This is a genomic window from Halobacillus ihumii (assembly GCF_902726645.1).
GTDB classification, from domain to species: Bacteria; Bacillota; Bacilli; order Bacillales; family Halobacillaceae; genus Halobacillus_A; species Halobacillus_A ihumii.
Map to the genome: position 1 here is coordinate 357,901 of NZ_CACVAO010000001.1, position 23,806 is coordinate 381,706.

Below are 23,806 nucleotides of genomic sequence, written 5' to 3' on the forward strand. Positions count from 1 at the left end.
ATCTCCCTTCATACATGTTGAAGAACGCTGTCTATCCAGCTAATCGATTCAGTTACAAACTGATCGGAAGGCCTGGAATGGGGGGTATGTTCGAATATGAAATATTTAGCCTGCCCCCGGGCCAGATAATTAATGATCGGCTTAATCCTGAAATACCCTTGAGATTCCTCATAATTAGGATGCGGCGGCACCCAAATATACTTTGTTCCTTCTATTAAAATATTATGTAAGTGGACTACTTTAATAAACGGCTCCAACTTCTTGAGATAAATGGGCCATTCTTCCCCAACCGCCAGCAAATAGTCGCCAATATCAATACAAAGAGACAAGCTGTAAGTTTCCCAAAGATACTGAGGGAAATCATGAACAACTTTAATATTATGAGGAGACATAGCAGGGCCAAGTTTAGGCTCACAAACAATGGAGATTTTGTAGTCTTCCTGTAATCTGTTAAGAAAACTCAATCCCTCCTCCACTTTCGCATTTATACCCTGAATGCTGCTTTCTTTTATGAATGGAAAATGAACGAGTACATAAGCAGCGCCTAACATCGATAATGTCCGTACTTCTTTTTCAAACTGCTGCCTTGCCTGTTCAGGTTCAAAAGAAATAAAGTCGAGGAGATCATATTTACTCTCTCCGCGTATAAGCGGAGAATGAACCCCATAACGATATCCATTCTTGTTGGCCAGGCGAAGAAAGTATTCAAAATCTGTATAGCTCGGAAACTCCCCTATTTCTACATGCTTAAACCTTGCATTAAATAGTTGCTGAAATTGATTTGGATCAGACATAATGGTACTGCCTGAGAAACCTAATTCATGGACCATACGGCCACCCGCCTTTACATAAAGTCATATGGAGAAAGCTCTTCTTCGTCCATCACTTCTTCATTCATCTCCTCGGTCGATTCCTGCTGCAGTTTATCCACTAAATGAGTATATCTTAAGTTCGTATCAGTCGTCTGCACACCTTCTAGAAAGGCATTCGTGTCCCCGCATATAATCAGTGAATGCTTCGATCTCGTTATGGCTGTGTACAGCAGGTTTTTTCTTAGCATCCTGCGATAGCTGCGGACAACAGGCAGGATCACAATGGAAAATTCGCTTCCCTGCGATTTATGAATGGATATGCAATAGGCATGCATAATGTTATTAAGGTTTTTTTTAGGATAGACAACTTCTTTACCATCATAATCGACGACAACCTGTTCCACTTGATCCACATTTTCTTCTGCACGGAAAATAGCCACTATCTCTCCTATATCACCATTATAAACACCATCTTCCGGCTGGTTGACAAGCTGAATCACCTTGTCGCCTTTACGGTAAATCATATCTTTAAACGTCAGATCTCGCTTTTGGTTGCTTTTTGGATTCACGACTCGCTGGATCTCTTCATTTAGTTTATGAATACCCACATCCGTTCGATACATCGGAGCGAGAACTTGCACTTCACGTGACTCTATTCCTTTATCTAACGCCTTTTTAACAATGTTCGTTACTAAATCTTTCAGCTGATGCTCCCGGGCATTGATAAAATTAAAATCATGCTCCTTTGTCAGCGACTGCCTGTTACATTGATCATTTTTAATCTCGTGGGCCAGCTGAATAATTTTTGACCCTTCTTTTTGCCTGTACACCTCTGATAATTGTACAGAAGGCAGCTGATTCGACGCTAATAAATCAGCTAACACCTGTCCAGGACCGACAGATGGCAGCTGGTCCTCATCTCCAACTATCAAGACTTGCATATCTGAGGGAATAGCACGGAACAATTGGTTAGCCAGCCACATATCAACCATTGAGAATTCATCAATAATTAATAGTTTCCCTTCAAGCTGGTTGTTTTGATTTTTGTCAAAACTGTCATGACCATCCCAAACGAGCAAACGATGAATCGTACTGGCCGGTAAACCGGTCGACTCGGTCATACGCTTAGCGGCACGGCCAGTCGGAGCGGCGAGTATAAAAGGGAAAGGCTCACCTTGATCGTAATCTATTTTATCAGTAGATAGGTCATAAAGCGTTGAATACGCTTTAATAATGCCTTTAATCACAGTAGTCTTACCTGTCCCCGGGCCTCCTGTCAGAATCATAACTTTTGACTGCAATGCTTTCTCGATCGCAGAAAACTGGTCTTCGCCATAACTAATTGACTCTTCTTCTTCCATATCTCCGACGATCTTCAACAGCTCTGCCTGTGTATGTTCTGTTTCGAGTTCTTGCTCCATGATCCTTTCAAGCTGGTGGCAGAATCCATTCTCTGCATGAAAGAGGGAAGGCAAGTAAACACGGTCCTCTTCGATAAAAACATAGCGGTCTTCAGCGAGGCGCATAACTTGTTCTGATAATTGGTCAAAGGTGATTGATTTTTCACCACTGCTGTTATTAAGGAGAGTTTCCACTTGCGATAAACAGGCTGCTGTCGGAAGATAAACATGTCCAGCCGACAGGCTCTGCTGTAAGATATATAAACAGGCTGCCCGCAGCCTTGTAGGATGATCAAACGGCAGTTTCTGTACTTTTGCCATTTCATCTGCACGGTGGAAGCCAAAACCTTCTACTTTGAACACCAGTTGATAAGGATCCTCTTCAATAATGGCAAGAGTTTGATCTTTAAACGCTTCATAAATCTTCTGTGAAAGCTTAAGACCGAAACCGTATTGATTCAGATGGATCATTACATGTTCAAATCCCTGATGTTCTTTTAGCGTATTATATAGGGTTTCACGTTTTTCTTTCGGAAGTTTCGGAACTTTTTTCAAAACGTCTGGATTTTCTAAAATAGTTGAAAGAGCCTGTTCACCTAGCTTATCTACCACTCGTTCGGCGGTTTTCTTGCCAATACCGTGAAATAGATCACTCGACAAATAGACAACCAACCCATCCTTAGTCTCAGGAAGTACCCGTTTATAAAATTCGACTTGGTATTGGCGTCCGAACTTTTTATGCTCCTGAAAAACACCATGAAAAACATACGTCTCTCCAATTTCGAGTGGAGGAAAATGGCCTTTAATCACTACGCTTTTTTCATCGAAGTCTTCGTTCGTTTCCTTTACGATTATAGAGGCTATCGAAAAATGCTCCGACTCCTTATGAAAAATCATCCGACCCAATTCCCCTTTTATATAAGGGCGTTCTTCACTTGTCTCAGAAAATAGCGTTTGTTCAGCCATGTTGGTTCTCCTTTTACGTAATCTTCACTTAAGAGCTTGCTCAACTTGTGCCTTAGCATGAGACGCCAGCGCATGCTCCTTATTAATGTCGAGTGCTTTATTGAAGTAGTTAAGAGCTGTTTCAGCATCCTCCTTATATAAGGCAACGACTCCTAAATTATAGTAAGCATCACTATGTTGATCTTCTAATTGTAGCACACGATTCATCGTCTGTTCAGCGTCCTCAATTTGTCCATTTTGAGCTAAACAGAGTCCATATTGAAACTGTATATCTACATCATCAGGATTCAACTCTGCCGCCCGCAATAAGTAGGGCAGTGCCAGTTTGACATACTCCTGATGAATGAACGTCATTCCCATCATGAAATGAACATCAGCTTCGTCTAATCCTTTTTCTATCGCTACTAAATATTGCTTCTGAGCTTTCGTATAGGATTTTTGTTCATAAAACACATTCCCTAAACCATAATAGGCTGTGCCTGCCTCACTATCAAGCTCAATGGCACGATTAAAAAAGCGTTCCGCCCGCTCAAATTCATTCAAATGAACAAGCAAGTTACCAAAATTAATATACCCGAGCGGATCTTTCGGGTTTTCATCAATGGCTTCTGTAAATAATTTAGCTGCTTCTTCTAACTTATGGTTCTGCATGAGTTCAATCGCCCTCGTCATTTTATCCATCTGTGATTCCCCTTTTTATAAAAAATAGCCATGTCCGTTTAACATTCGGACATGGCCGTATCATTAACCGACATAAGACAGTGTTTTGTTCTCTTTCATAATTTCATCAATCGTCGCACCACCGAGGCATACTTCACCATCGTATAAAACAACGGCCTGCCCCGGTGTGACTGCCCGTTCAGGGTCATGGAAATCAACTTTCCATTTTCCTTCCGCAAGCGGAGTAACCGTTACCTTACTGTCGCCCTGTCTATAACGGAATTTAGCAGTACATTCAAAGCTTTCTTCTGGTGCTTCACCACTTGTCCAATTGGCGTCTGCTGCAACCAAACCATCGGAATATAATGCTTCATGGTGATATCCTTGCCCGACATATAAAACGTTATCTTTCACGTTTTTACCGACTACAAACCAGGGCTCTCCCGGTCCGCCGATTCCGAGTCCTTGCCTTTGACCTAATGTGTAATACATGAGGCCATCATGTTGACCTTTCACTTCACCTTCAAGTGTTTGCATAGGCCCTGGCTGAGCAGGTAAATATTCGCTTAAAAAGTCTTTAAAATTACGCTCCCCGATAAAGCATATCCCTGTAGAGTCTTTTTTCTTGGCTGTCGCCAGATCATTTTCTTCAGCAATTTGCCGCACTTGTTTTTTCTCCATATGACCGAGCGGGAACATAACTTTGGCGAGCACGTCCTGAGAGAGCTGGTTCAAGAAATACGTTTGATCTTTATTGTTGTCTATACCCCTCAGCATTTCGTAAGATCCATTAACTTCTCGTACTTGGGCATAATGCCCTGTCGCTAAATAATCGGCCCCGAGAGCTAGGGCATGATCAAGAAATGCCTTGAATTTAATTTCTTTATTACACATCACATCAGGATTAGGAGTTCGTCCTGCTTTATATTCATCGAGAAAGTATGTGAACACTTTATCCCAATATTGTTTCTCAAAATTCACTGCATAGTATGGGATATCCAATTGGTTACAAACTCGAATCACATCGTCATAGTCCTCTGTTGCTGTGCATACTCCGTTCTCATCAGTGTCATCCCAATTTTTCATAAATATACCAACAACATCGTAACCCTGCTGCTTAAGCAGCAGGGCCGCTACAGAAGAATCGACTCCCCCGCTCATCCCAACGACTACGCGTGTATCTTTTGCTTCTTTCATCTTCATTCACCTTCCTATTTCAGCCTGTTAATGATTTGGCTGATCCGCTTCGCTGCTTCTTTAACATTTTCTCCATTATTAGCAATCCCAAAGCTAAACCGAACAGAGTTCACCGTTCTTGCATCACCTTTGCCGTACATCGCTGTTAATACATGAGAAGGCTCAACTGATCCCGCTGTACAAGCACTACCGCTCGAAGCTGCTATGCCTGACAAATCAAAATTGGTCAGCAATGCTTCAACATTCATGTTTGGAAAACTAATGTTAACGATCGTTTCAATGGTTTGATTTTCTATTCCATTTATCTGAAAGTCAACAGATTCCTTCGATAATTCCGCTAAAAATAGCTCCTTATAATGACTGTACCGCTCTTTTCTATCGAGACGTTCTGTTTCTGTCAGTTCCATTGCTTTTTGAAAGCCGACGATTCCCGGTACATTTTCTGTTCCTGCCCGCCGTTTTCGTTCCTGTTCTCCGCCATGAGCAAGTGACTGCACAGGTGTTCCTTCACGTATATAAAGAAAACCTACCCCTTTTGGACCGTTAATTTTATGACTTGAGACAGCTAATAAATCAATAGGCAGCTCAGTTACATTGATGTCCATTAACCCGTAGGCTTGGACGAAATCAGAATGGTAATAAGCCTGGTGCGAAGTGAGCAATTCCGCAATTGCCTTCATGGGCTGAATCGCTCCAGTCTCATTGTTTACCGTCATAATCGAGACTAGGACCGTGTCTTCTCTTAATGAAGATTCGAGATCTTCTATACGAATACGTCCATCTTCATATACAGGTAAATAAGTGATTTCAAAACCATTTTGTTCCAGGTATTGTACTGCATGGAGTGCAGCATGGTGCTCTACCTGTGTGGTTATCACATGTTTCCCTTTTCCTTGATTAGCCAGGGCCGTTCCGATAATAGCTAAATTATCAGCCTCCGTTCCACCACTCGTAAACACAATCTCCTTTTCTTTAGCACCAATGCTGCGAGCAGCCGTCCTTCGCGCCTGGTCCAGAACATTTCTCGCTTTACGTCCAAATTGATGCACACTTGAAGGATTGCCATAAATCTCTTGGTATACCGGGACCATTGCCTCGATGACCTCGTCATGAACAGGAGTTGTGGCAGCATGATCTAAATAAATAGACTTCAAAACCGAGCACCTCCCTATCTAAATGTAAAACATATAGGCATCTTGTGTCTGATCATCTACATGATCTTTAAGATCCTCTAATGTTGTTGTATCTAAAACGTCCTTCACCGCATCACGAACCCTTTTCCATAGGGCCTGTTTTGCTGGCTCTTCGTCCTCAATTCCTTCAACGGGCGTGATTGGTCCTTCCAATATCCTGATGACGTCCCCTGCTGTAATTTCATGAGGGGACTTTGTTAACATATAACCGCCGTATGCGCCTCTGACACTCTTTACAAGACCAGCGTTCCGAAGCGGTGCGATTAATTGTTCTAAATAATGTTCGGACAAATTATTATCCCTCGCTATTTGCTTTAAGGAGATTGGACCTTCACCAAACTTTCTGGCCAACTCGATCATAATCGTCAGTCCGTAACGTCCCTTCGTAGAGATCTTCATATTATTCACCCTTCTTCCTTCAATAAGCAAACCTCATCGCTTATTGCTCGACAAACTTTATTATATAAACACATTTAGGTTATAACAATTTAGTATATTTTCTTGCTCTTTAACCCTGGAAGTTGATAATCTTTCGTCCCTAACAGCGAGATTGATTCCCACTTCGGGCAGTCGCTTTCCGCGGCAAGCGTAGTTTATTTCTGAAGTCGTATGTTAAGCCTAACCTTACCTCAAAAACAAAAAATCTTTAGATATGATGAAACAATTTCAGTAACACGATTGATACCAAACGCTATTATAGCATGAATAGCAAGTTTCTTGCATTTTGTTAAGATTAGTCCTACGCTAAAAATTATCAATATAACAGGAAAATCCAAGCCGTTGCAGCCACTCGTGACCGAATGTCTGCTCCACCCTCCTTTTATCCCACTGCAATCGTAGATACGCGGAGAAATATAAAGAACGTTCATTAAATAGCTGCTTGGACTATTCCTTTAAAGGAGCATAAACTTATGAGCACGAAACCATTAGCTTTTCGCATGCGCCCTTCTGACATTAACCAGATTATCGGCCAGAAACACTTAGTCGAAAAAGGTAAAACCATTCATCGCATGATTACAGCAAACCGCCTGGCGTCTATGATTCTTTTTGGTCCTCCTGGGACAGGAAAAACGTCCATGGCACAAGCACTGGCAAAAAGTTTACATCTACCATATAAAACTCTTAATGCAGTCACAGATAAGAAAAAGGATATGGAAATTGCCGTTGAAGAGGGAAAAATGCATGGACAAATGGTATTAATTCTTGATGAGGTCCATCGTTTAGACAAAGCTAAACAAGATTTCCTTCTCCCTCACCTTGAAAGTAATATCCTGACAATGATCGGCTGCACAACGAGCAACCCTTATCATTCTATCAACCCCGCAATTCGAAGCCGATGTCATTTATTTGAATTATACCGGTTAGAACAAGAAGATATTGTAGAGGCGATCCATCGGGCCCTTGAAGATGATGAAAACGGTCTTGGCGATATGCATATTGAACTGACAGACGAAGCTCTTACCCATTTCGCCTCTGCCGCCAACGGTGATTTACGAGCGGCTCTAAATGGATTAGAACTTGCTGCCTTCTCCACTCCCGAAGATAAAACCGGGGTAGTTTACATTGATTTATCAACAGCCGAAGAGTGTATGCAAAAGAAAAGTTTTTCGCACGATAAAGACGGAGATGCCCATTATGACGTTCTTTCAGCATTTCAAAAGTCTATTCGCGGAAGCGATGTCAATGCCTCTCTCCATTATTTAGCCCGCTTGATTGAAGCGGGTGACTTAGACAGTATTGGCAGAAGGTTAGTGGTTATAGCTTATGAAGACATAGGCCTTGCCAGCCCTCAGGCTGGACCACGCACCTTAGCTGCCGTAGAAGCCGCTGAGCGGATAGGCTTCCCAGAAGCCCGCATACCACTTGCAGCCGTGGTGACCGAACTCGCCCTTTCGCCTAAGTCGAATAGTTCTTACCTGGCATTGGATGCTGCCCTGGCAGATATCCGTAAAGGAAAAAGCGGGGATGTTCCTATTCACCTGAAAGATTCTCATTATAAAGGAGCTGCTAATTTAGGACGAGGAGTGGAGTATCAATATCCGCACAGCTTTGACCACGCCTGGGTTGACCAGCAGTATCTCCCGGACGCCATTAAAGAACGAACATATTATAAACCGAAGACTACCGGAAAGTTCGAACAGGCACTAAAACAAGTGTACGATAAAATAAATAAACAAAAATCATAGAGAAGTATAATTCTTCCTCCTGTTGGAAACACTACAAATAAATCTGAGAAACTACTTTTCTAATAGAAAAACAGGAGTGATGAATATGCCTAAGGTTAGACAAGATGCCTGGTCTCATGAAGATGATCTATTATTAGCTGAAACCGTACTAAGACACATACGAGAAGGCAGCACCCAATTAAGAGCTTTCGATGAAGTTGGAGATTTGCTTAATCGTACATCAGCCGCTTGTGGCTTTCGCTGGAATGCAGAAGTAAGGCAAAAATATGAACAAGCAGTAGAACTAGCGAAGAAACAACGTAAGGAGAAGAAACGCAGTGAAGCGAGCATGCCAAACCCGATTGTGGTTAACACGATAGAAGAAGACGATCATGAAGAGGATGAAGTAAGGCAGGAGGTTCCTGTGTTGACAGATAAAGAAATATCTCCTCAACCTGAAAAGACTTTATCATTATCTCAAATTATTAAGCAGTTAAAGGCCTATCAAAAAGAGTCTTCCAACCAACAACATTTAAGTCAGAAATATCAGACGCTTGAAAGTGAGAATAAGAAACTTGCATCTATGAATCAACAATTAACCAATCAATTGAACTCCATGACGGAGGATTATCAAGCCTTGATTCAAATCATGGATCGTGCTAGAAAAATGGTCATGTTCGATGACCAGGATTATTCTCAAAAACCTCAATTTCGAATGGAGAAAAACGGAAATCTCGAACACGTTGTACGATGATCTAAACTTAAAGAGACTGGGACAAAAGTATTCCGAACTAGTAGAAACTATGATCTGTGCATATAACCGCTCCGAAAATATACTTCGGTAGAACTGCATATCATTTTTCGTATTTTTACTTAGAAGGTTTAATTATGTCCCCGCCTCTTGTAATAAAAAAGCATAAAAAAAGACCAATCCCAATTGTGCCGTTGTATCATGAGTTTTGAACCCGCTCCAGGCAGGTGGGTGCCCTGCTCCGCACTTCTTGCGTCCTCTCATTATGGTAATGAGGCTTGCATTCCATGCGGAAACTCCAGGCTCCCGTCTCAAAAATGTTCGGTCAAAACGTACATTCGAACAACGTACACATCAGGATTGGTTTCTTTAATTGTATTCAAATCATAGCACAAATATTTCTGCTAATCAAGGTGATATGCTTGAAGTTTTCACCTGCTTTAGTCCTGTTTTTTCTGTTTAAGCTGCAAGTTCAACTCGTCTAATTGAGCCTCACTTACGCTCCCGGGCGCTTCTGTAAGGGGATCCTGTGCTGAAGCTGTTTTAGGGAATAAAATCGTGTCTCGCAAGTTAGTACGGCCAGCAAGCAGCATAATAAATCGGTCGAAACCGAGCGCAATCCCGCCATGTGGCGGCGTCCCATAATCCAAAGCTTCTAGTAAGAACCCAAATTGTTCCGAAGCTTCTTCCTTAGAGAAGCCAAGCACTTCAAACATACGCTCCTGCATCTCTTTTTGATAAATACGTAAAGAACCGCCGCCTAACTCATATCCGTTCAATACAATATCATATGCTTCAGCCATAGCTTTTTCTGGATTATTATTTAATTCTTCTATATTGCCAGCAGCAGGCATTGTGAACGGATGGTGGGCCGCAAAGTATCTTCCTTCCTCATCGTCATATTCAAATAACGGCCAATCTGTCACCCAGAGGAAATTAAACTTCGAGTGGTCAATTAAATTAAGCTGTTTTCCAAGCTTCAACCGAAGTGCACCTAAGCTGTCTAATACTACAGATGTTTTGTCGGCTACAAATAGCAGCAAGTCTCCATCCTCTGCAATTAACTCTTCCTTCAGTTGAGAAGTATCTTGTTCAGAAAAGAATTTGGAAATCGGTCCATTGAATTCCCCGGCTTTCACTTTCAGCCAAGCAAGGCCCTTAGCACCATATACCTTTACATCCTCTGTCAATTTATCAATATCCTTTCTTGAGAACGTGTCGGCATGGCCTTTTACATTAATAGCGCTGACACGGCCACCTGAAGCAACAGCTCCGCTGAATACTTTAAAGTCAGAGTCTTTTACTACTTCAGACACGTTAACAAGTTCCATCCCAAAACGTGTATCCGGTTTATCAGAACCGAAACGATCCATCGCTTCATGATATGGCATTTTCTCGAAAGGTGTTGGAATATCAATCCCCTTGGCATCTTTTAAAACTTTGACCATCATTCTCTCCGTCATATTCATGATCTCTTCTTTGTTCATAAAAGAGGTTTCGATATCGACTTGAGTGAATTCAGGCTGCCGATCTGCACGTAAATCTTCATCACGGAAACAACGGGCAATTTGATAATATTTTTCAAACCCTGACATCATCAGCATCTGCTTAAATAATTGCGGTGATTGCGGAAGCGCATAAAATTCTCCCTCATGTACCCGGCTTGGCACTAAATAATCACGCGCTCCTTCAGGTGTACTTTTTGTCAAAAGCGGTGTTTCCATTTCAAGATAACCTTCATCATTTAAAAACCTACGAATAGATTGAGTGGCCTGATGCCTCAGCTTAAATGTTTCCTGCATTTCTTTTCTGCGCAGATCCAAATAACGATACTTTAAACGAAGATCCTCAGAAACTTCTGAATGATCTTCAAGCATGAATGGGGGTGTCTTCGCTTTGTTAAGCACGCTAACTCGCAAAGCCAGTACTTCGATGTCACCCGTTGCCATATTTTTATTAACTGTTGCTGCGTCACGCTTAACGACATGCCCAGTGACTTCTAGTACATATTCTGTGCGAACTTGTTCAGCTAGCTGCAGAGCTTCTTTTGATACCTCTGGGTTGAAGACAACTTGAACAATACCTGATCGATCCCGTAAATCAATGAAAATCAGCCCTCCGAGATCACGGCGCTTTTGCACCCAGCCTTTTAAGGTCACTTGTTCTTCTATATTTGAGGTTCGTATCATTCCACATTCTGTACGATGCATATTACTCTCTCCCGCCTAGTTCTTGTTTTACATACTTTGTGATTTCTTCTAATGGAAGTTCAATCTGATCACCGCTTGCCATGTTTTTAACAGTAGCTGCGTTCTGTTCGAGCTCCCGCTCACCAAGTACAATGACATATTCAGCATTTAATCTATCGGCAGCCTTGAATTGGCCTTTCATTTTTTTACCTGTGTAATCTTTATCCGTCTGTATCCCCGCATTACGCAGCTTATACGTTAAGCGAACAGCCTCTTGTTCAGCTTTTTCACCTAATGCTACAACATAACAATCAAGTGAGTCTTCAATCGGCAGTTCGATACCTTCCGCCTCAAGCGCCATCAGCAAACGTTCAAGACTCATCGCAAAGCCGATTCCTGACGTTTCCGGACCCCCCACTTCTTCGACAAGTCCATTGTAGCGTCCACCGCCGCTTAACGTAGTAATCGCTCCAAAACCATCAGCATCACTCATAATTTCAAATGCTGTATGGTTATAATAATCCAGTCCCCGTACTAAATTAGCATCAATAACGTAGTCGATACCCATCGCGTGCAAGTGTTTTTGTACAGCTTCAAAGTATTTGCTGGACTCATCATTTAAATAGTCCAGTATTGATGGGGCCGATTCCATGGCAGGGTGATCTTTATCCTTTTTACAGTCAAGCACACGCAAAGGATTTTGTTCCAGTCGCAGTTGACAATCTGAGCAAAGTTCATCTTTGTGTGGGGTAAAGTGTTCGACAAGTGCATTTTTGTGCGCTTCTCTGCTCTCCTTGTCCCCCAAACTATTCAGAACTAGTTTTAAGGAAGTCAAACCAAGTCCCTGATAAGCATTCATAGCCAATGCCATCACCTCAGCGTCCACTGCAGGATCATCACTCCCCAGCGCTTCTACCCCGAATTGGACAAATTGCCTCATTCTTCCCTGCTGAGGTCTTTCATAGCGAAACATTGGACCAATGTAGAATAATTTTGTCGGCTGATTGGGCTGCCCAAATAGTTTATTCTGAACAAATGAACGAACAACGGAAGCTGTTCCCTCCGGACGAAGCGTTATACTCCGATCGCCGCGGTCAGTAAATGTGTACATTTCTTTTTGGACAATATCTGTGCTGTCCCCCACACTCCGTTGAAATAATTCTGTATGCTCGAAAATAGGTGTTCTAATTTCTTTATAATTGTAGCGGCGGCTCAATTCAATAAGCTGCTGTTCAACATATTGCCATTTTTCTGAAGTACCAGGTAAAATATCCTGGGTCCCACGAGGCGCTCTCATATTCATTATTTTTTCCTCCCAGATTGTTATTTCATAACCAATTTTTTTAATCCATACAAAAAACTCCCGTCCCTTTCTATACATATAGAAAAGGGACGGGAGTTAAATGCCCGCGTTGCCACCCTGGTTGAGGTGAAATACACCCCCACTCGATAAACAGTTAACGCCTGTATATACGTCCACACCTACTATTGTTCGATGTGAAACCTAAGAAATGTCTTTCATCTAACCATAATAGAGAAATGTTTTCAGCCGGATGACATTTCTTCTCTGTCTACATAGAATTAGATTACTCTTTTCCTCAATGGTTGTATTCGATTCATTTAGAATTGATTACTATCATATAGTTTTATGTATTCCTCTGTCAAGTTAATTAGTCTAGAAAAATTAGACAGCCATTTCAACCAGCTATACACTTTTCCATAGCTCGAAATTTTTATGAAAATCATGCAGGTTATGGTAAACTTTTCTTGAATACGTGTAAAATCAGCAAAGTATGGAGGTGGATACAAAAATATGAAGCAATGGCTATCATTTATATTTATTATGATCAGTTTGATCTGGTTAACCCCAAATTTAGTTCACGCTAACAAAGCCGTAATACAGGTAGACCATCTGAATATTAGATCTGGCCCAAGTCTGTCACATTCCATTATTGGGAAAGCACACAATCAAGAAACTTATCATGTTGTTGATCAAAAAAGTGATTGGGTTCAAATCCAGGGAAATGATAAAAAAGGCTGGGTCGCTGGGTATTTAGTTAAAATGAAGCAGGATCAATCCGTAACTTCAAAAGTAGACCATTTACGCGTCCGATCTGAACCTGGAGTAAACAGTAAAGTACGTGGATACCTGATGAAAAATGAACAGGCAACAAAGCAGGACCAACAAGGTGAATGGGTGTTAATTAAGAGTGATAACGCTTCCGGATGGGTTCATAGTGACTATTTAAGTACATATACTCAGAAAAGCCCAACTGAGAACCAGACCAAAACTACATCATCCCTCGGTGAAATAACCGTTACAGCAGCAATTTTAAACGTAAGAAGCCAAAGGTCTACAAACAGCTCTATCGTCGCTCAAGTGAGCAAAGGGAAAACATTCCCCTATATTGCAGAAAGTAATGGCTGGTATCAAATTAAACTGGACGATAGTAAAACTGGCTGGGTTGCAGGGTGGCTCGTAACAAATGATGATGCTGGAGACAGCACCGCATCTAGCTCAGATGTTACAAAGATAACCCTTCAATTTAATGGAACCAATATTAGAACAGGTCCATCTTCGAACACAACAGTACTAGCAAGCGGCCATAAAGGAGAGCAATTCAACGTATTGGGTAAGGAAAACCAGTGGTATAAAATCCAATACCAAGGGAAAGAAGCCTATGTAGCTGGATGGATTGTAAAAGAAGAAACCTCTTCTTCTGATGCTGATGCTCCTGCTCCTTCCCAACCAACCAAACATGGCTCCGGAGGGTTGGACGGTAAAACAATTGTGATCGATGCGGGCCATGGTGGATTTGATCCTGGAGCCATTGGCATAAGTGGAAGCTATGAAAAAACACTGACCTTACAAACAGCTCAACAACTGAAACGTACACTAGAACAAAATGGAGCTCAAGTCATCATGACTCGCTCCAATGATTCCTATGTATCGCTATCAGCGAGAACCATTATTTCAAATGCTTCGCAAGCGGATCTTTTCATAAGTGTTCACTATAATAGTTATCCCCAATCAGCCAGCGCCACCGGAATTAGCACGTACTATTATCATAGCAACGCAAAATCACTTGCGAGCAACATTCAATCTGGCATGAGACGTACAACTGAATTAAGGGATCGCGGCATCAGGCATGGGGACTTTCATGTCCTAAGGAATAATAATAAACCAGCGGTTCTGCTTGAACTAGGCTTCCTATCTAACTCCAAAGAAGAACAAACTGTCAGCAGCGCAAATTATCAGAAAAAAGTAAGTCAAGGAATTAAAAGTGGTCTCGAAAACTACTTTAACAAGTCATCCTAGAGTCTTTTCTCATATACGGCAAACAAGACGGCTGGGACAAAACCTGAATGAAGCATAAAGTAATCCGAACTGAATTCAGTTCGGATTACTTGCGTCCTAGCCTCTATTTATTCTTACTATCTAGTATAAGGGTTACCGGTCCTGTATTCGTTAACTGCACATTCATCATAGCCCCAAATGCACCAGTTTCAACCTTTATCCCTTCATCTTTCACCATTTCGTTGAAGCGTTCGTATAATTGATTGGCTATATCAGGTTTCGCTGCTTCCATAAAATTAGGACGTCTCCCTTTACGAGTATCCCCATATAGAGTGAACTGAGAAATGGAAAGCAACCCACCTTTAACATCATGTAAAGAGTGATTCATTTTTCCATCCTCATCTTCAAAAATTCTCAAGTGGGGAATTTTATTCGCCAAATAGCGAGCATCCTCTTCCGTATCTTCATGTGTAACCCCCAATAAGACAACAAGGCCTTCATGGATCGCTCCCGTTTGCTGTTGTTCAACTTCAACGGAGGCATTTACTGCTCTTTGTATCACAGCTCTCATGCTACATCTTCTCCCTTTACACTTATTGCATGACACGACGAACTGTATACACGTCGTGAATTTGTTTGATCCGCTCTACAATTTTACGTAAGTGCTCTGTATTTTGGATTAGAATGGTAATATGGATCGTTGCCATTTTATTACGATCCGACTTTCCAGATACAGCCGTAATGTTCGTCTTCGTTTCATTGACTGCCTGCAGTACCTCATTTAACAACCCGCGGCGGTCGTAGCCCCATATTTCCAAATCAACATGATATTGTTTCGTATCCTGTGGCCCTTTTTCCCAGTGAACAGGAAGTAATCTTGCTCTAGCTTCCTCTGTATGGACATTTGGACAATCCGCCCGGTGAACGGATACCCCTCTGCCCTTCGTTATATAACCCACGATTTCGTCGCCAGGTACAGGGTTGCAGCATTTGGACAAACGAACAAGAAGGTTATCCACTCCCTCTACTCGAACGCCTGAGTCTCTTTTGCCCTTTTTTGAGGAACTCTTAATTTCGGTGGTAGTGACATCAGCCAAGGTCTCCTCCAAATTCTGCTCTTTTTGCTTTTGTTTCCTGATTTTCTCAGTTAACCGTGTTGCAATTTGGGCAGCTGTAATCCCCTGATAGCCGACAGCCGCAAACATATCTTCTTCATTAGTAAAATTAAACTTTTCAGCCACACGATTAAGGTTATCCACCGTGAAAACTTCTTTCGGCTGAATATCAAAATTCCGAATTTCCCGTTCCACCATTTCGCGGCCTTTTGTGACGTTTTCCTCTTTTCGCTGCCGTTTGAAAAACTGTTTAATTTTATTTTTAGCTTGAGATGTTTGGGTAAGCTTAATCCAGTCCTTGGAAGGTCCGTATGAGTGCTTGGATGTCATCATTTCAACGATGTCGCCCGTCTTCAATTGATAATCAAGCGGCTCCATTTTCCCATTCACCTTTGCCCCAATGGTCTGGTTTCCTACTTCTGTATGAATTCGATAGGCGAAATCAATCGGTACAGACCCTGACGGCAGTTCAATTACATCCCCTTTTGGTGTGAAAACATAGACCATATCAGAAAATAGATCAACTTTTAAGGATTCCATAAATTCTTCTGCATCGTGGGTTTCATTTTGCCAATCTAAAATTTCTCGGAACCAGGTAAGTTTTTCTTCGAAAGATTGAACCGCTGGCGTCTGTTTACCTTCTTTGTATGCCCAATGAGCAGCGATTCCGTATTCGGCAATCTCATGCATATCGTGAGTTCGAATCTGGACTTCCAGAGGGTCACCTTTTGGACCGATAACGGTAGTATGCAACGATTGATATAAGTTGGGCTTAGGCATGGCAATATAGTCTTTAAATCGTCCAGGCATTGGTTTCCAGCATGTATGGATAATACCTAACACGGCATAACAGTCTTTTATACTGTCAACTTGTATTCTGACAGCCAGTAAATCATAAATTTCATTAAACTGTTTGTTTTGCAAGACCATCTTACGATAAATACTATATAAATGTTTGGGACGACCATTCAAATCTGCTTCAATATTTACATCTTTCAACTGCTCACGAATTTCATCAATAACTTCATCTATATAGGACTCTCTTTCGTTACGCTTCTGCTTCATTAAATGAACAATTCTATAATACTGTTGTGGATTTAAATAGCGTAACGCGGTATCTTCCAGTTCCCACTTAATAGTGGAAATCCCAAGCCGGTGAGCCAACGGTGCGAAAATTTCTAAAGTTTCATTTGAAATTCTCCGCTGTTTCTCAGGAGGAAGATGCTTTAATGTTCGCATGTTATGCAAGCGATCAGCCAGTTTTATTAAAATCACCCGCATATCTTTAGCCATTGCCACAAACATTTTACGATGGTTCTCAGCTTGCTGTGCTTCTTTTGATTTATATTTAATTTTTCCTAATTTTGTTACACCATCAACTAGCATGGAAACTTCAGTATTAAATGTTTCCTCAATTTCTTCTAATTTAATCTCCGTATCTTCTACCACATCGTGAAGAAAACCGCCTGCAATCGTTTCAGGATCCATCTCAAGGTTAACCAGAATACCAGCAACTTGAATCGGGTGGATAATGTACGGCTCTCCAGACTTTCGGAATTGCTCACTGTGAGCCTCATTAGCAAACTCAAAAGCCTTGCGAATAAATGCAAGGTCATCTTTATTCATATAGCGTCCTGCCTGCTCTATTACTTCTTCAGCTGTAAGTATGTTGTCTTTAGCCATATCATCACCCTGATTTCTGTATGCTTCTTCACAAAATTTGTGGTTTGCTTACCATTATCAAAAAAAGCTTGTCAATTGTAAAGGAAAAACGTCTAATAAACGTGATTTACTTGATCATCACACGTCCAGAGATTAAGAAGCTCGGTTAGGGGCAGCAACTCAGCACAACCATTAACCGAACTCCCTCAGTGATGCATACTGAGGTCAAATCCTTCACGTGTAAAACAAAGAGCGCCCTGAAAAAGGACACTCTCGTTCATTTAATATTGCATTAATGTAAGTACATCATACCCGTCAAGCTTTTCGCGTCCGTCTAAGTAAGTCAGTTCAACGAGAAAGGCACAGCCTGCTACTACTCCTCCGAGTTGTTCTACTAATGCAATTGTCGCTTCAATCGTTCCTCCTGTTGCTAATAAATCGTCAACAATCAGAACTCTTTGACCCGGTTTAATCGCATCTTTATGAATGGTAAGTACATCCTTACCGTATTCAAGACCATAGTCCACTTTAATGGTTTCCCTCGGAAGCTTCCCTTCTTTTCTAACTGGAGCAAAACCGACCTCCAGAGCATAGGACACTGGGCAACCTACGATAAAACCGCGAGCTTCCGGCCCGACTACTAAATCAATTTCTTTATCTTTTGAGTAATCTACAATTTCGTCAACTGCAGATTTAAAAACTTTCCCATTATCCATAAGTGGCGTTATATCTTTAAATGTAATTCCTTCTTTTGGCCAGTCTTGTACAATTGCAATGTGTTCTTTATAATCCATTTACTACTTCCTCCCTGAGGCTGTTTCTCTGCTCATCAAACCAACTCTTCAACTCTTTATAATTCGAATAATATAAGGATTGTTCTACATATAATTGATTTTTTCTTTCCTGATAAAGAATAGACTCCGTTAACTCTCTATGTGAAGGGGATGAATTAATCGTTAAAAATTCATCTTCCATTTTAACAAAACCCAGCTCAGAAAACACCTGAGAAATAAAATCAATCATGGAACGGTCCCAACCTTTTCGGGCAGCTAATTTGTCGCGATCTTGTTTCAAATGGAACGATTCACGCTTTACTAGCATACCATAAAACCATTTAAAATGGTTGCGGCTAGGCCATGTTTTTAAAAAAGCACTGTCTTCAACTTGATAACAAGCGTACACTTTACCCGGCTTAACTTCCCGTATCAAATCAGATAGATCGGTGAGCTTTTCAGGTAAATCAATAAGCAATAGACTATCAACCTCCGAAAGGTCAGACAGATCTGACGGGGTATAGACGGGAAGTTGAAATGGAATAGAGGTGGTCGAAGATCGCCGAAAACTTACAGCGGCATACGTATCCTGCTCAGAAAAAGTGATCTGTTTGTCAAGATGCTTTGAACCTCTCAAGTCAAACAGCTGCCACGCCTGGACCTGTAAATCTTTCACCATAATTTGAGGATTCTTCTTTCCATTCCATTCATTTATTCCTAATTCGCCGACTACTTCTAGCTCGGCGTGGGGAGAGATGTGCGGATACATATCCCCCATACCAAATGCAATCCCGTCTAACTTCGCAGCTTCCTCTTGGAAGAGCACTTTAAGGTGGTTTTTACGACTTCCGATTAGTCTAAGTTCTTTCGGGGAGTGCTTTAAGTGAAATAAGGGCTTCGGATTCCCCATGCCAAATGGCCGGAGTTTATTGACTTCCTCAATCTGCTGCAAGGAAACGTCCCCTATTTCAATAGACATTTCGATATCAAGAACCTGCTGGTAATCATCTGCCGCAAGTTTCTGTTGTGCTAAGTGACTTAACTGTTGCCTTAGCTCATCAATTTTCTCCACATTAAGCGTCATCCCGGCAGCCTGAGCGTGGCCGCCAAAATGAAGAAACGTCTCCCTTACTTCCATACAATTCGCAAAAAGGTCAAAGGCTTCAATGCTGCGCGCTGAACCTTTTGCTTGTTGTGTTTCTGGGTCAATCGCCAATACAATGGCCGGTCGTTCAAATGTCCGAACAAGCTTTGAAGCGACAATCCCTAGAACTCCCGGATTCCAGCCTTCCTTAGCAACAACGATCACTTCACTAAGCTCCTGCTCCCCGCTCGCGAGCATTCGTTCTGCTTCCTTTGCTGTATCAGCGACAATTTTTTGACGTTCCTGATTAAGTTGATTAATAAATACAGCTAAACGGTCTGCTTCCTCTGGATCCTCTGTTAAAAACAATTCCACAGCGGGATTTGCATCCTGCAAGCGTCCAACAGCGTTTACGCGTGGACCAATGGTAAATCCAATCGTTTCTTCATCCACTTCACCCTCTATACCTGCTACCTTTATTAATGCTCTAATCCCCAACCTGTTCGATCGGGCAATTGCTTTTAAACCGTATGTAACAAGCACACGATTTTCATCTTGCAAGGGAACGAGATCAGCTACCGTTCCGATTGCCACCATATCTAACAAATGATCTGGTAACCTGCCTAACAATGCGGTAGCAAACTTGAAAGCTACTCCAACACCAGCAAGTTCATTAAATGGATAGCTTTCAGAAGTTTTAGGATGAATGATCGCAAAAGCTTCTGGCAGCACCTCTTGTACTTCATGGTGATCCGTAATAATCAAGTCTATGCCAAGCTCTTTGGCTATATCGGCTTCTGGGATAGCTGCGATCCCTGTATCCACCGTTATGATTAGTGAAAAGCCATTTTCCGCAGCTTGTCTAAAAGCCGCTTCGTTCGGACCATATCCTTCTGTAAAACGGTTCGGGATGTAGAAATCGCAATCCGCTCCAGCCTCAGTCAATGCTTCCATCATAACAGTTGTCGAGCTTACTCCATCAGCATCGTAATCCCCAAACACGAGAATTGGCTCACCATTTCTAATCGCTGTCTGGACTCTTTCGATGGCTCGTTCCATATCCTCCATCAAAAAAGGATCATGAAGATCATCCAAAGACGGATGAAGAAAACGGTCGATAGCTTCTGGTTCAGTCAAGTTTCTTTTTTCAAGGAGACGTCTCGTCATTTCTGACATGCCCTTGATAGAAGCTGTATCGGAAGAGTGTTGTTCGTCATTATATGTAAACTTCCATTTCATTTTACTTTGTAACATGAATTCACCCCTGACCCATCTATTATACAAGAGGGAATCAGGGGGAGCAAACTACACTTATTTTTCGTTCGAATTTGAATCCTCAGACTGAACTTCCTTATCAAGACTTGCATCTGTGTGTGATTGATCAGATTCTTCGGTCTGCATCTCAACATTTGTAGAATTCTTAAGCTGATGCTTGAGTGAACGGTTTTCACGCTGTAGCTTAAACAATCGGACCGCCCCTGCTAATGCTGTGACAAGCACCCCCATTAGAACAGAGATGATAATGACTAAAATCAATGGTGCTTCTCCTGTCCCAAACAAGTAATTAACTTGGACAGGGTCTACATTAATAACAGCGAACACAGCAATTACTAAAGCAAATATAAGCGCAAGAATGATATAAGTCTGACCTTTCATTTTTCCCCCTCCTTCACCCTATCTATCCATCATTTCATATTCCTTTATACCCTGATCAGCTAAGAAATAATCCAATCAATACTCATCATAAGGGAAGAAAAAACGACTGCCTTATGAAAGGACAATCGCTTTTTTGGTTCGAATTATACTTGGGGACCACCCGTATTTTTCTTCTTACTAAATTCAATTGGTTTTTCTTTGATATTCTTACCGCGCCATACTAGCCATAGCTGGGCTGCGATGAAAAGAGATGAATACGTACCGGCAATTAATCCGACTACAAGAGCAAATGCAAAGTTCGTAATCGAAGAAGCACCGAACACAAACAACATAACCGCTGCAAAGACTACAGTAAGAACCGTATTAAGACTTCGAGCCATCGTCTGAAGTAAACTATCGTTTACGATTTTAGCCAGTTCTTTAAATGATTTGACTTTCTTTTTCAATCTGACATTTTCCCGGATCCGGTCAAATGTCACAATCGTATCATTTATCGAATACCCCACAATCGTCAAAATGGCTGCGATAATGGTCACATCAAATTCTAATTGAGTGACACTAAATAACACAATCATGAAAAAGGCATCGTGCAGCAGGGCTAAAATAGCCGTCACAGCAAAGAATAACTCAAACCTTATCGCCACATAGATAATGATTCCTATTGCGGCATACAAGATGGATAGAGCTGCATTTTGAGCCAATTGCTCACCGACAATAGATGAAACAGTACTAATATTAGGCGTGCTTCCATACTCTTCTTTAAAATAATCTTGTACTTCAGCTACCTTTGTCTTACTTAATTCTGTTTCGAAACGTGCTACAGCGATTCGGCTTTGGTCACCAGAAATGACAACTTGTTTCGGATCTAATCCAAATTCGCTTTTAAAGGTTTCTTCGACCTGTTCCGCTTCAATCTTTTCGTTGGCTAGAATTGAAACGCGTGAACCACTTGTAAAGTCAATACCCAGATTCAGCCCGAATACACCTAACACGATTCCCCCTACTACGATTAATAAGATAGATAAGGAAAAGAAACGTTTACGTGCCCCAACTAAATTAAATTTACGGTTAAGGAACGTTGGTTCAGGCTCTTCGCCATCCTTGAGAGAATGAATTTCATCCGGCTTAACTCCGAACCACCGTGGACGTTTGTTTAGGAACCGGCTATTTACCCATAGACCCAAGAACAGGCGACTGGCATAAACGGATGTAATGAAACTGACCAAAATGCTGATAATCAGCATGGTGGCGAACCCTTTGACAGAACTTGTACCAAAAGTAAAAAGAACAGCTGCTGCGATTAAGGTTGTAATGTTCGCATCTAAGATGGTCGTCAGTGATCGTTTATTACCGGCTTTAAATGCAGACTTCACAGACTTGCCGGCCTTCAGTTCTTCCTTAATCCGCTCGTAGGTAATAATATTGGCATCAACCGCCATACCTACACCTAAAATAATCGCGGCAATTCCTGGCAATGTAAGAATCCCTTGCAACAGTTCAAATACGAGAAGTACTAAATAAATATAGGCAGAAAGCGTAACAACAGAAATGACACCAGGGAATCGATAGTAAACGATCATATAAATGAAAATTAACGCGATTCCAATCAAACCGGCTATGACTGTTTTGTTCATCGCCTGTTCACCAAATTGTGCTCCTACAGATGTAGAGTATGTTTCCTCCAGTTCGACAGGAAGGGAACCTGCATTAATCAGATCCGCCAGCTGCTTGGCCGACTCTACTGTAAAGTCACCGGTTATTTGAACCGTATCACTTCTTACCGGCCCATCTGAGAAAGCTGGTGCAGATAAATATGCTGGATTCTCAGTTCCATATTCTTCTGCAAAAGAAGTATCTTCATCATAATCCAGCCATATAACCAATAAATCATCACGATAAGGCGTGCTTGGATCTTGATCCTTATTAACAATCTCTTTGGATACTTCATAGAATTGAGATGCACTCTTCACTTCTAAGGAGACAGCTGGATTATTCATCTGGTCATATGTCTGCTGAGCACTTCCTTCTACTATGTCCGAGCCATCCATATACTCTTTTCCTTCTACACCTCTGAACGATAATTCAGCCGTAGTGGATAAAAGCTTCCTTGCTTCTTCTTGATTCTCAACTCCAGCTAATTGAACACGGATTTTTGATTCATCTTCGATAGAAATGTTCGCTTCACTAATTCCTAATGTGTTCACACGTCGAGTTAATGACTCAACGGTTGCTTCCAGGGCTGTTCGATTAATTTCCTGACCTTCATTCAATGGCTCAACATCGTAAAGAATTTCAAAGCCGCCTTGCAGATCCAACCCTAAATTAATATCTTTTGTCACACCAGTTATGGTTGTGCCAATTGTAGCAGCTACTAAGATCACTACTAGAAAAAAGGCAACAATTCGACCCCGTTTGACCATAACGCTTTTGCCCCCTTCATTTCACGCTTCTAGCTTATGTAATAGAAAAGGCATCAAGATGCCATTTTTATCCTTCTATAAGCCTCTCACACTCCGTTATTACCATCATTCAACAGCATACAACAATAGACCCATTATAATACTTAGCCAAAAGATGTCAATCTGAGTTACTGTCATTAGACAGTGCTTGGATAGACGCCGCCAAGTCATCTTCCTGATAAGCTTCTACTGTAAGATAGCTGACATATTTGTTGGTACTTAAATGAAAGATGTCCTGTACCACTTCATATAACCTTTTCTCGACATTCTTCTTCCATATTTTTTTCTCTAAGCATTTCCATATATCTTCTGTACTTGCTTCAGCGTAACCCATACTTATAAATTCTTCCTTTTTACTAATTAAAACTGGCTTTACTTCATCCTTCCATTCACTAACATGTTTTGTCTCTTCCATTTTTAGATACC

General features: G+C 41.5%; 18 protein-coding genes, 1 other RNA gene and 1 other annotated feature. Of the genes, 3 read left to right on the forward strand and 16 right to left on the reverse strand.

Annotated features, from left to right (window positions below; all coding sequences use genetic code 11):
- Positions 1-8: 8 nt before the first annotated feature.
- The 6 genes from G6R08_RS01955 to cymR form a co-directional block, all read right to left on the reverse strand.
- On the reverse strand, positions 9-830 hold the full coding sequence (locus G6R08_RS01955) for a TIM barrel protein (protein ID WP_163526439.1): 822 nt from the start codon (positions 828-830) through the stop codon (positions 9-11).
- Between the two features lie 14 nt (positions 831-844).
- Complete coding sequence (gene recD2, locus G6R08_RS01960) at positions 845-3,178, reverse strand: SF1B family DNA helicase RecD2 (RefSeq protein WP_163526440.1); 2,334 nt, start codon at positions 3,176-3,178, stop codon at positions 845-847.
- Positions 3,179-3,202: 24 nt separating this feature from the next.
- A complete protein-coding gene (locus G6R08_RS01965) occupies positions 3,203-3,859 on the reverse strand; it encodes a tetratricopeptide repeat protein (RefSeq protein WP_163526441.1) in 657 nt (218 codons plus the stop codon).
- Positions 3,860-3,922: 63 nt separating this feature from the next.
- Complete coding sequence (mnmA, locus tag G6R08_RS01970) at positions 3,923-5,035, reverse strand: tRNA 2-thiouridine(34) synthase MnmA (RefSeq protein ID WP_163526442.1); 1,113 nt, start codon at positions 5,033-5,035, stop codon at positions 3,923-3,925.
- A gap of 14 nt (positions 5,036-5,049) precedes the next feature.
- Positions 5,050-6,189 carry a cysteine desulfurase family protein gene (locus G6R08_RS01975; protein WP_163526443.1) on the reverse strand — a complete coding sequence of 380 codons (1,140 nt, stop codon included), beginning with the start codon at positions 6,187-6,189 and terminating at the stop codon, positions 5,050-5,052.
- A gap of 18 nt (positions 6,190-6,207) precedes the next feature.
- On the reverse strand, positions 6,208-6,627 hold the full coding sequence (gene cymR, locus G6R08_RS01980) for a cysteine metabolism transcriptional regulator CymR (RefSeq protein WP_079530371.1): 420 nt from the start codon (positions 6,625-6,627) through the stop codon (positions 6,208-6,210).
- 512 nt (positions 6,628-7,139) lie between these two features.
- Here cymR and G6R08_RS01985 point away from each other — a divergent pair.
- Together G6R08_RS01985 and G6R08_RS01990 are read left to right on the forward strand one after the other, a co-directional pair.
- Entirely contained in the window at positions 7,140-8,414 is a 1,275-nt protein-coding gene (locus tag G6R08_RS01985) for a replication-associated recombination protein A (RefSeq protein ID WP_163526444.1), read from the forward strand.
- Between the two features lie 85 nt (positions 8,415-8,499).
- Positions 8,500-9,147: an RsfA family transcriptional regulator gene (locus G6R08_RS01990; protein ID WP_163526445.1), complete on the forward strand. Its 648-nt coding sequence runs from the start codon at positions 8,500-8,502 to the stop codon at positions 9,145-9,147.
- Positions 9,148-9,319: 172 nt separating this feature from the next.
- On the opposite strand, the gene ssrS is transcribed toward G6R08_RS01990, so the two are convergent.
- The 3 genes from ssrS to hisS form a co-directional block, all read right to left on the reverse strand.
- A non-coding RNA gene (gene ssrS / locus G6R08_RS01995) (6S RNA) lies at positions 9,320-9,508 on the reverse strand.
- A gap of 76 nt (positions 9,509-9,584) precedes the next feature.
- Positions 9,585-11,354 (reverse strand): aspartate--tRNA ligase, encoded by a 1,770-nt coding sequence (aspS, locus tag G6R08_RS02000; RefSeq protein WP_163526446.1) that lies wholly within the window; start codon positions 11,352-11,354, stop codon positions 9,585-9,587.
- A 1-nt stretch (position 11,355) separates the two neighbouring features.
- A complete protein-coding gene (gene hisS, locus G6R08_RS02005) occupies positions 11,356-12,636 on the reverse strand; it encodes a histidine--tRNA ligase (protein WP_163526447.1) in 1,281 nt (426 codons plus the stop codon).
- An 82-nt stretch (positions 12,637-12,718) separates the two neighbouring features.
- Positions 12,719-12,944 (reverse strand) — a binding site (T-box leader).
- Positions 12,945-13,146: 202 nt separating this feature from the next.
- On the opposite strand from hisS, the gene G6R08_RS02010 reads away from it, so the two are divergent.
- Entirely contained in the window at positions 13,147-14,652 is a 1,506-nt protein-coding gene (locus G6R08_RS02010) for an N-acetylmuramoyl-L-alanine amidase family protein (protein ID WP_163526448.1), read from the forward strand.
- A 103-nt stretch (positions 14,653-14,755) separates the two neighbouring features.
- Here G6R08_RS02010 and dtd read toward each other — a convergent pair whose 3' ends face one another.
- The 7 genes from dtd to G6R08_RS02045 all read right to left on the reverse strand — a co-directional run bounded on the left by dtd (position 14,756) and on the right by G6R08_RS02045 (position 23,795).
- A complete protein-coding gene (gene dtd / locus G6R08_RS02015; protein ID WP_163526449.1) occupies positions 14,756-15,202 on the reverse strand; it encodes a D-aminoacyl-tRNA deacylase in 447 nt (148 codons plus the stop codon).
- Positions 15,203-15,224: 22 nt separating this feature from the next.
- Entirely contained in the window at positions 15,225-17,429 is a 2,205-nt protein-coding gene (locus tag G6R08_RS02020; RefSeq protein WP_163526450.1) for a RelA/SpoT family protein, read from the reverse strand.
- Between the two features lie 260 nt (positions 17,430-17,689).
- Positions 17,690-18,202 carry an adenine phosphoribosyltransferase gene (locus G6R08_RS02025; protein WP_163526451.1) on the reverse strand — a complete coding sequence of 171 codons (513 nt, stop codon included), beginning with the start codon at positions 18,200-18,202 and terminating at the stop codon, positions 17,690-17,692.
- Positions 18,192-20,519: a single-stranded-DNA-specific exonuclease RecJ gene (gene recJ, locus G6R08_RS02030; RefSeq protein ID WP_163526452.1), complete on the reverse strand. Its 2,328-nt coding sequence runs from the start codon at positions 20,517-20,519 to the stop codon at positions 18,192-18,194. Before recJ ends, G6R08_RS02025 begins: the two co-directional genes overlap by 11 nt.
- Before the next feature lie 57 nt (positions 20,520-20,576).
- On the reverse strand, positions 20,577-20,921 hold the full coding sequence (locus G6R08_RS02035; protein ID WP_163526453.1) for a LapA family protein: 345 nt from the start codon (positions 20,919-20,921) through the stop codon (positions 20,577-20,579).
- 143 nt (positions 20,922-21,064) lie between these two features.
- The gene (secDF, locus tag G6R08_RS02040) at positions 21,065-23,341 is read right to left on the reverse strand and encodes a protein translocase subunit SecDF (protein ID WP_163526454.1); all 2,277 of its coding nucleotides are present in this window, start codon (positions 23,339-23,341) and stop codon (positions 21,065-21,067) included.
- 157 nt (positions 23,342-23,498) lie between these two features.
- Positions 23,499-23,795: a post-transcriptional regulator gene (locus G6R08_RS02045; RefSeq protein ID WP_163526455.1), complete on the reverse strand. Its 297-nt coding sequence runs from the start codon at positions 23,793-23,795 to the stop codon at positions 23,499-23,501.
- Positions 23,796-23,806 lie beyond the last annotated feature (11 nt).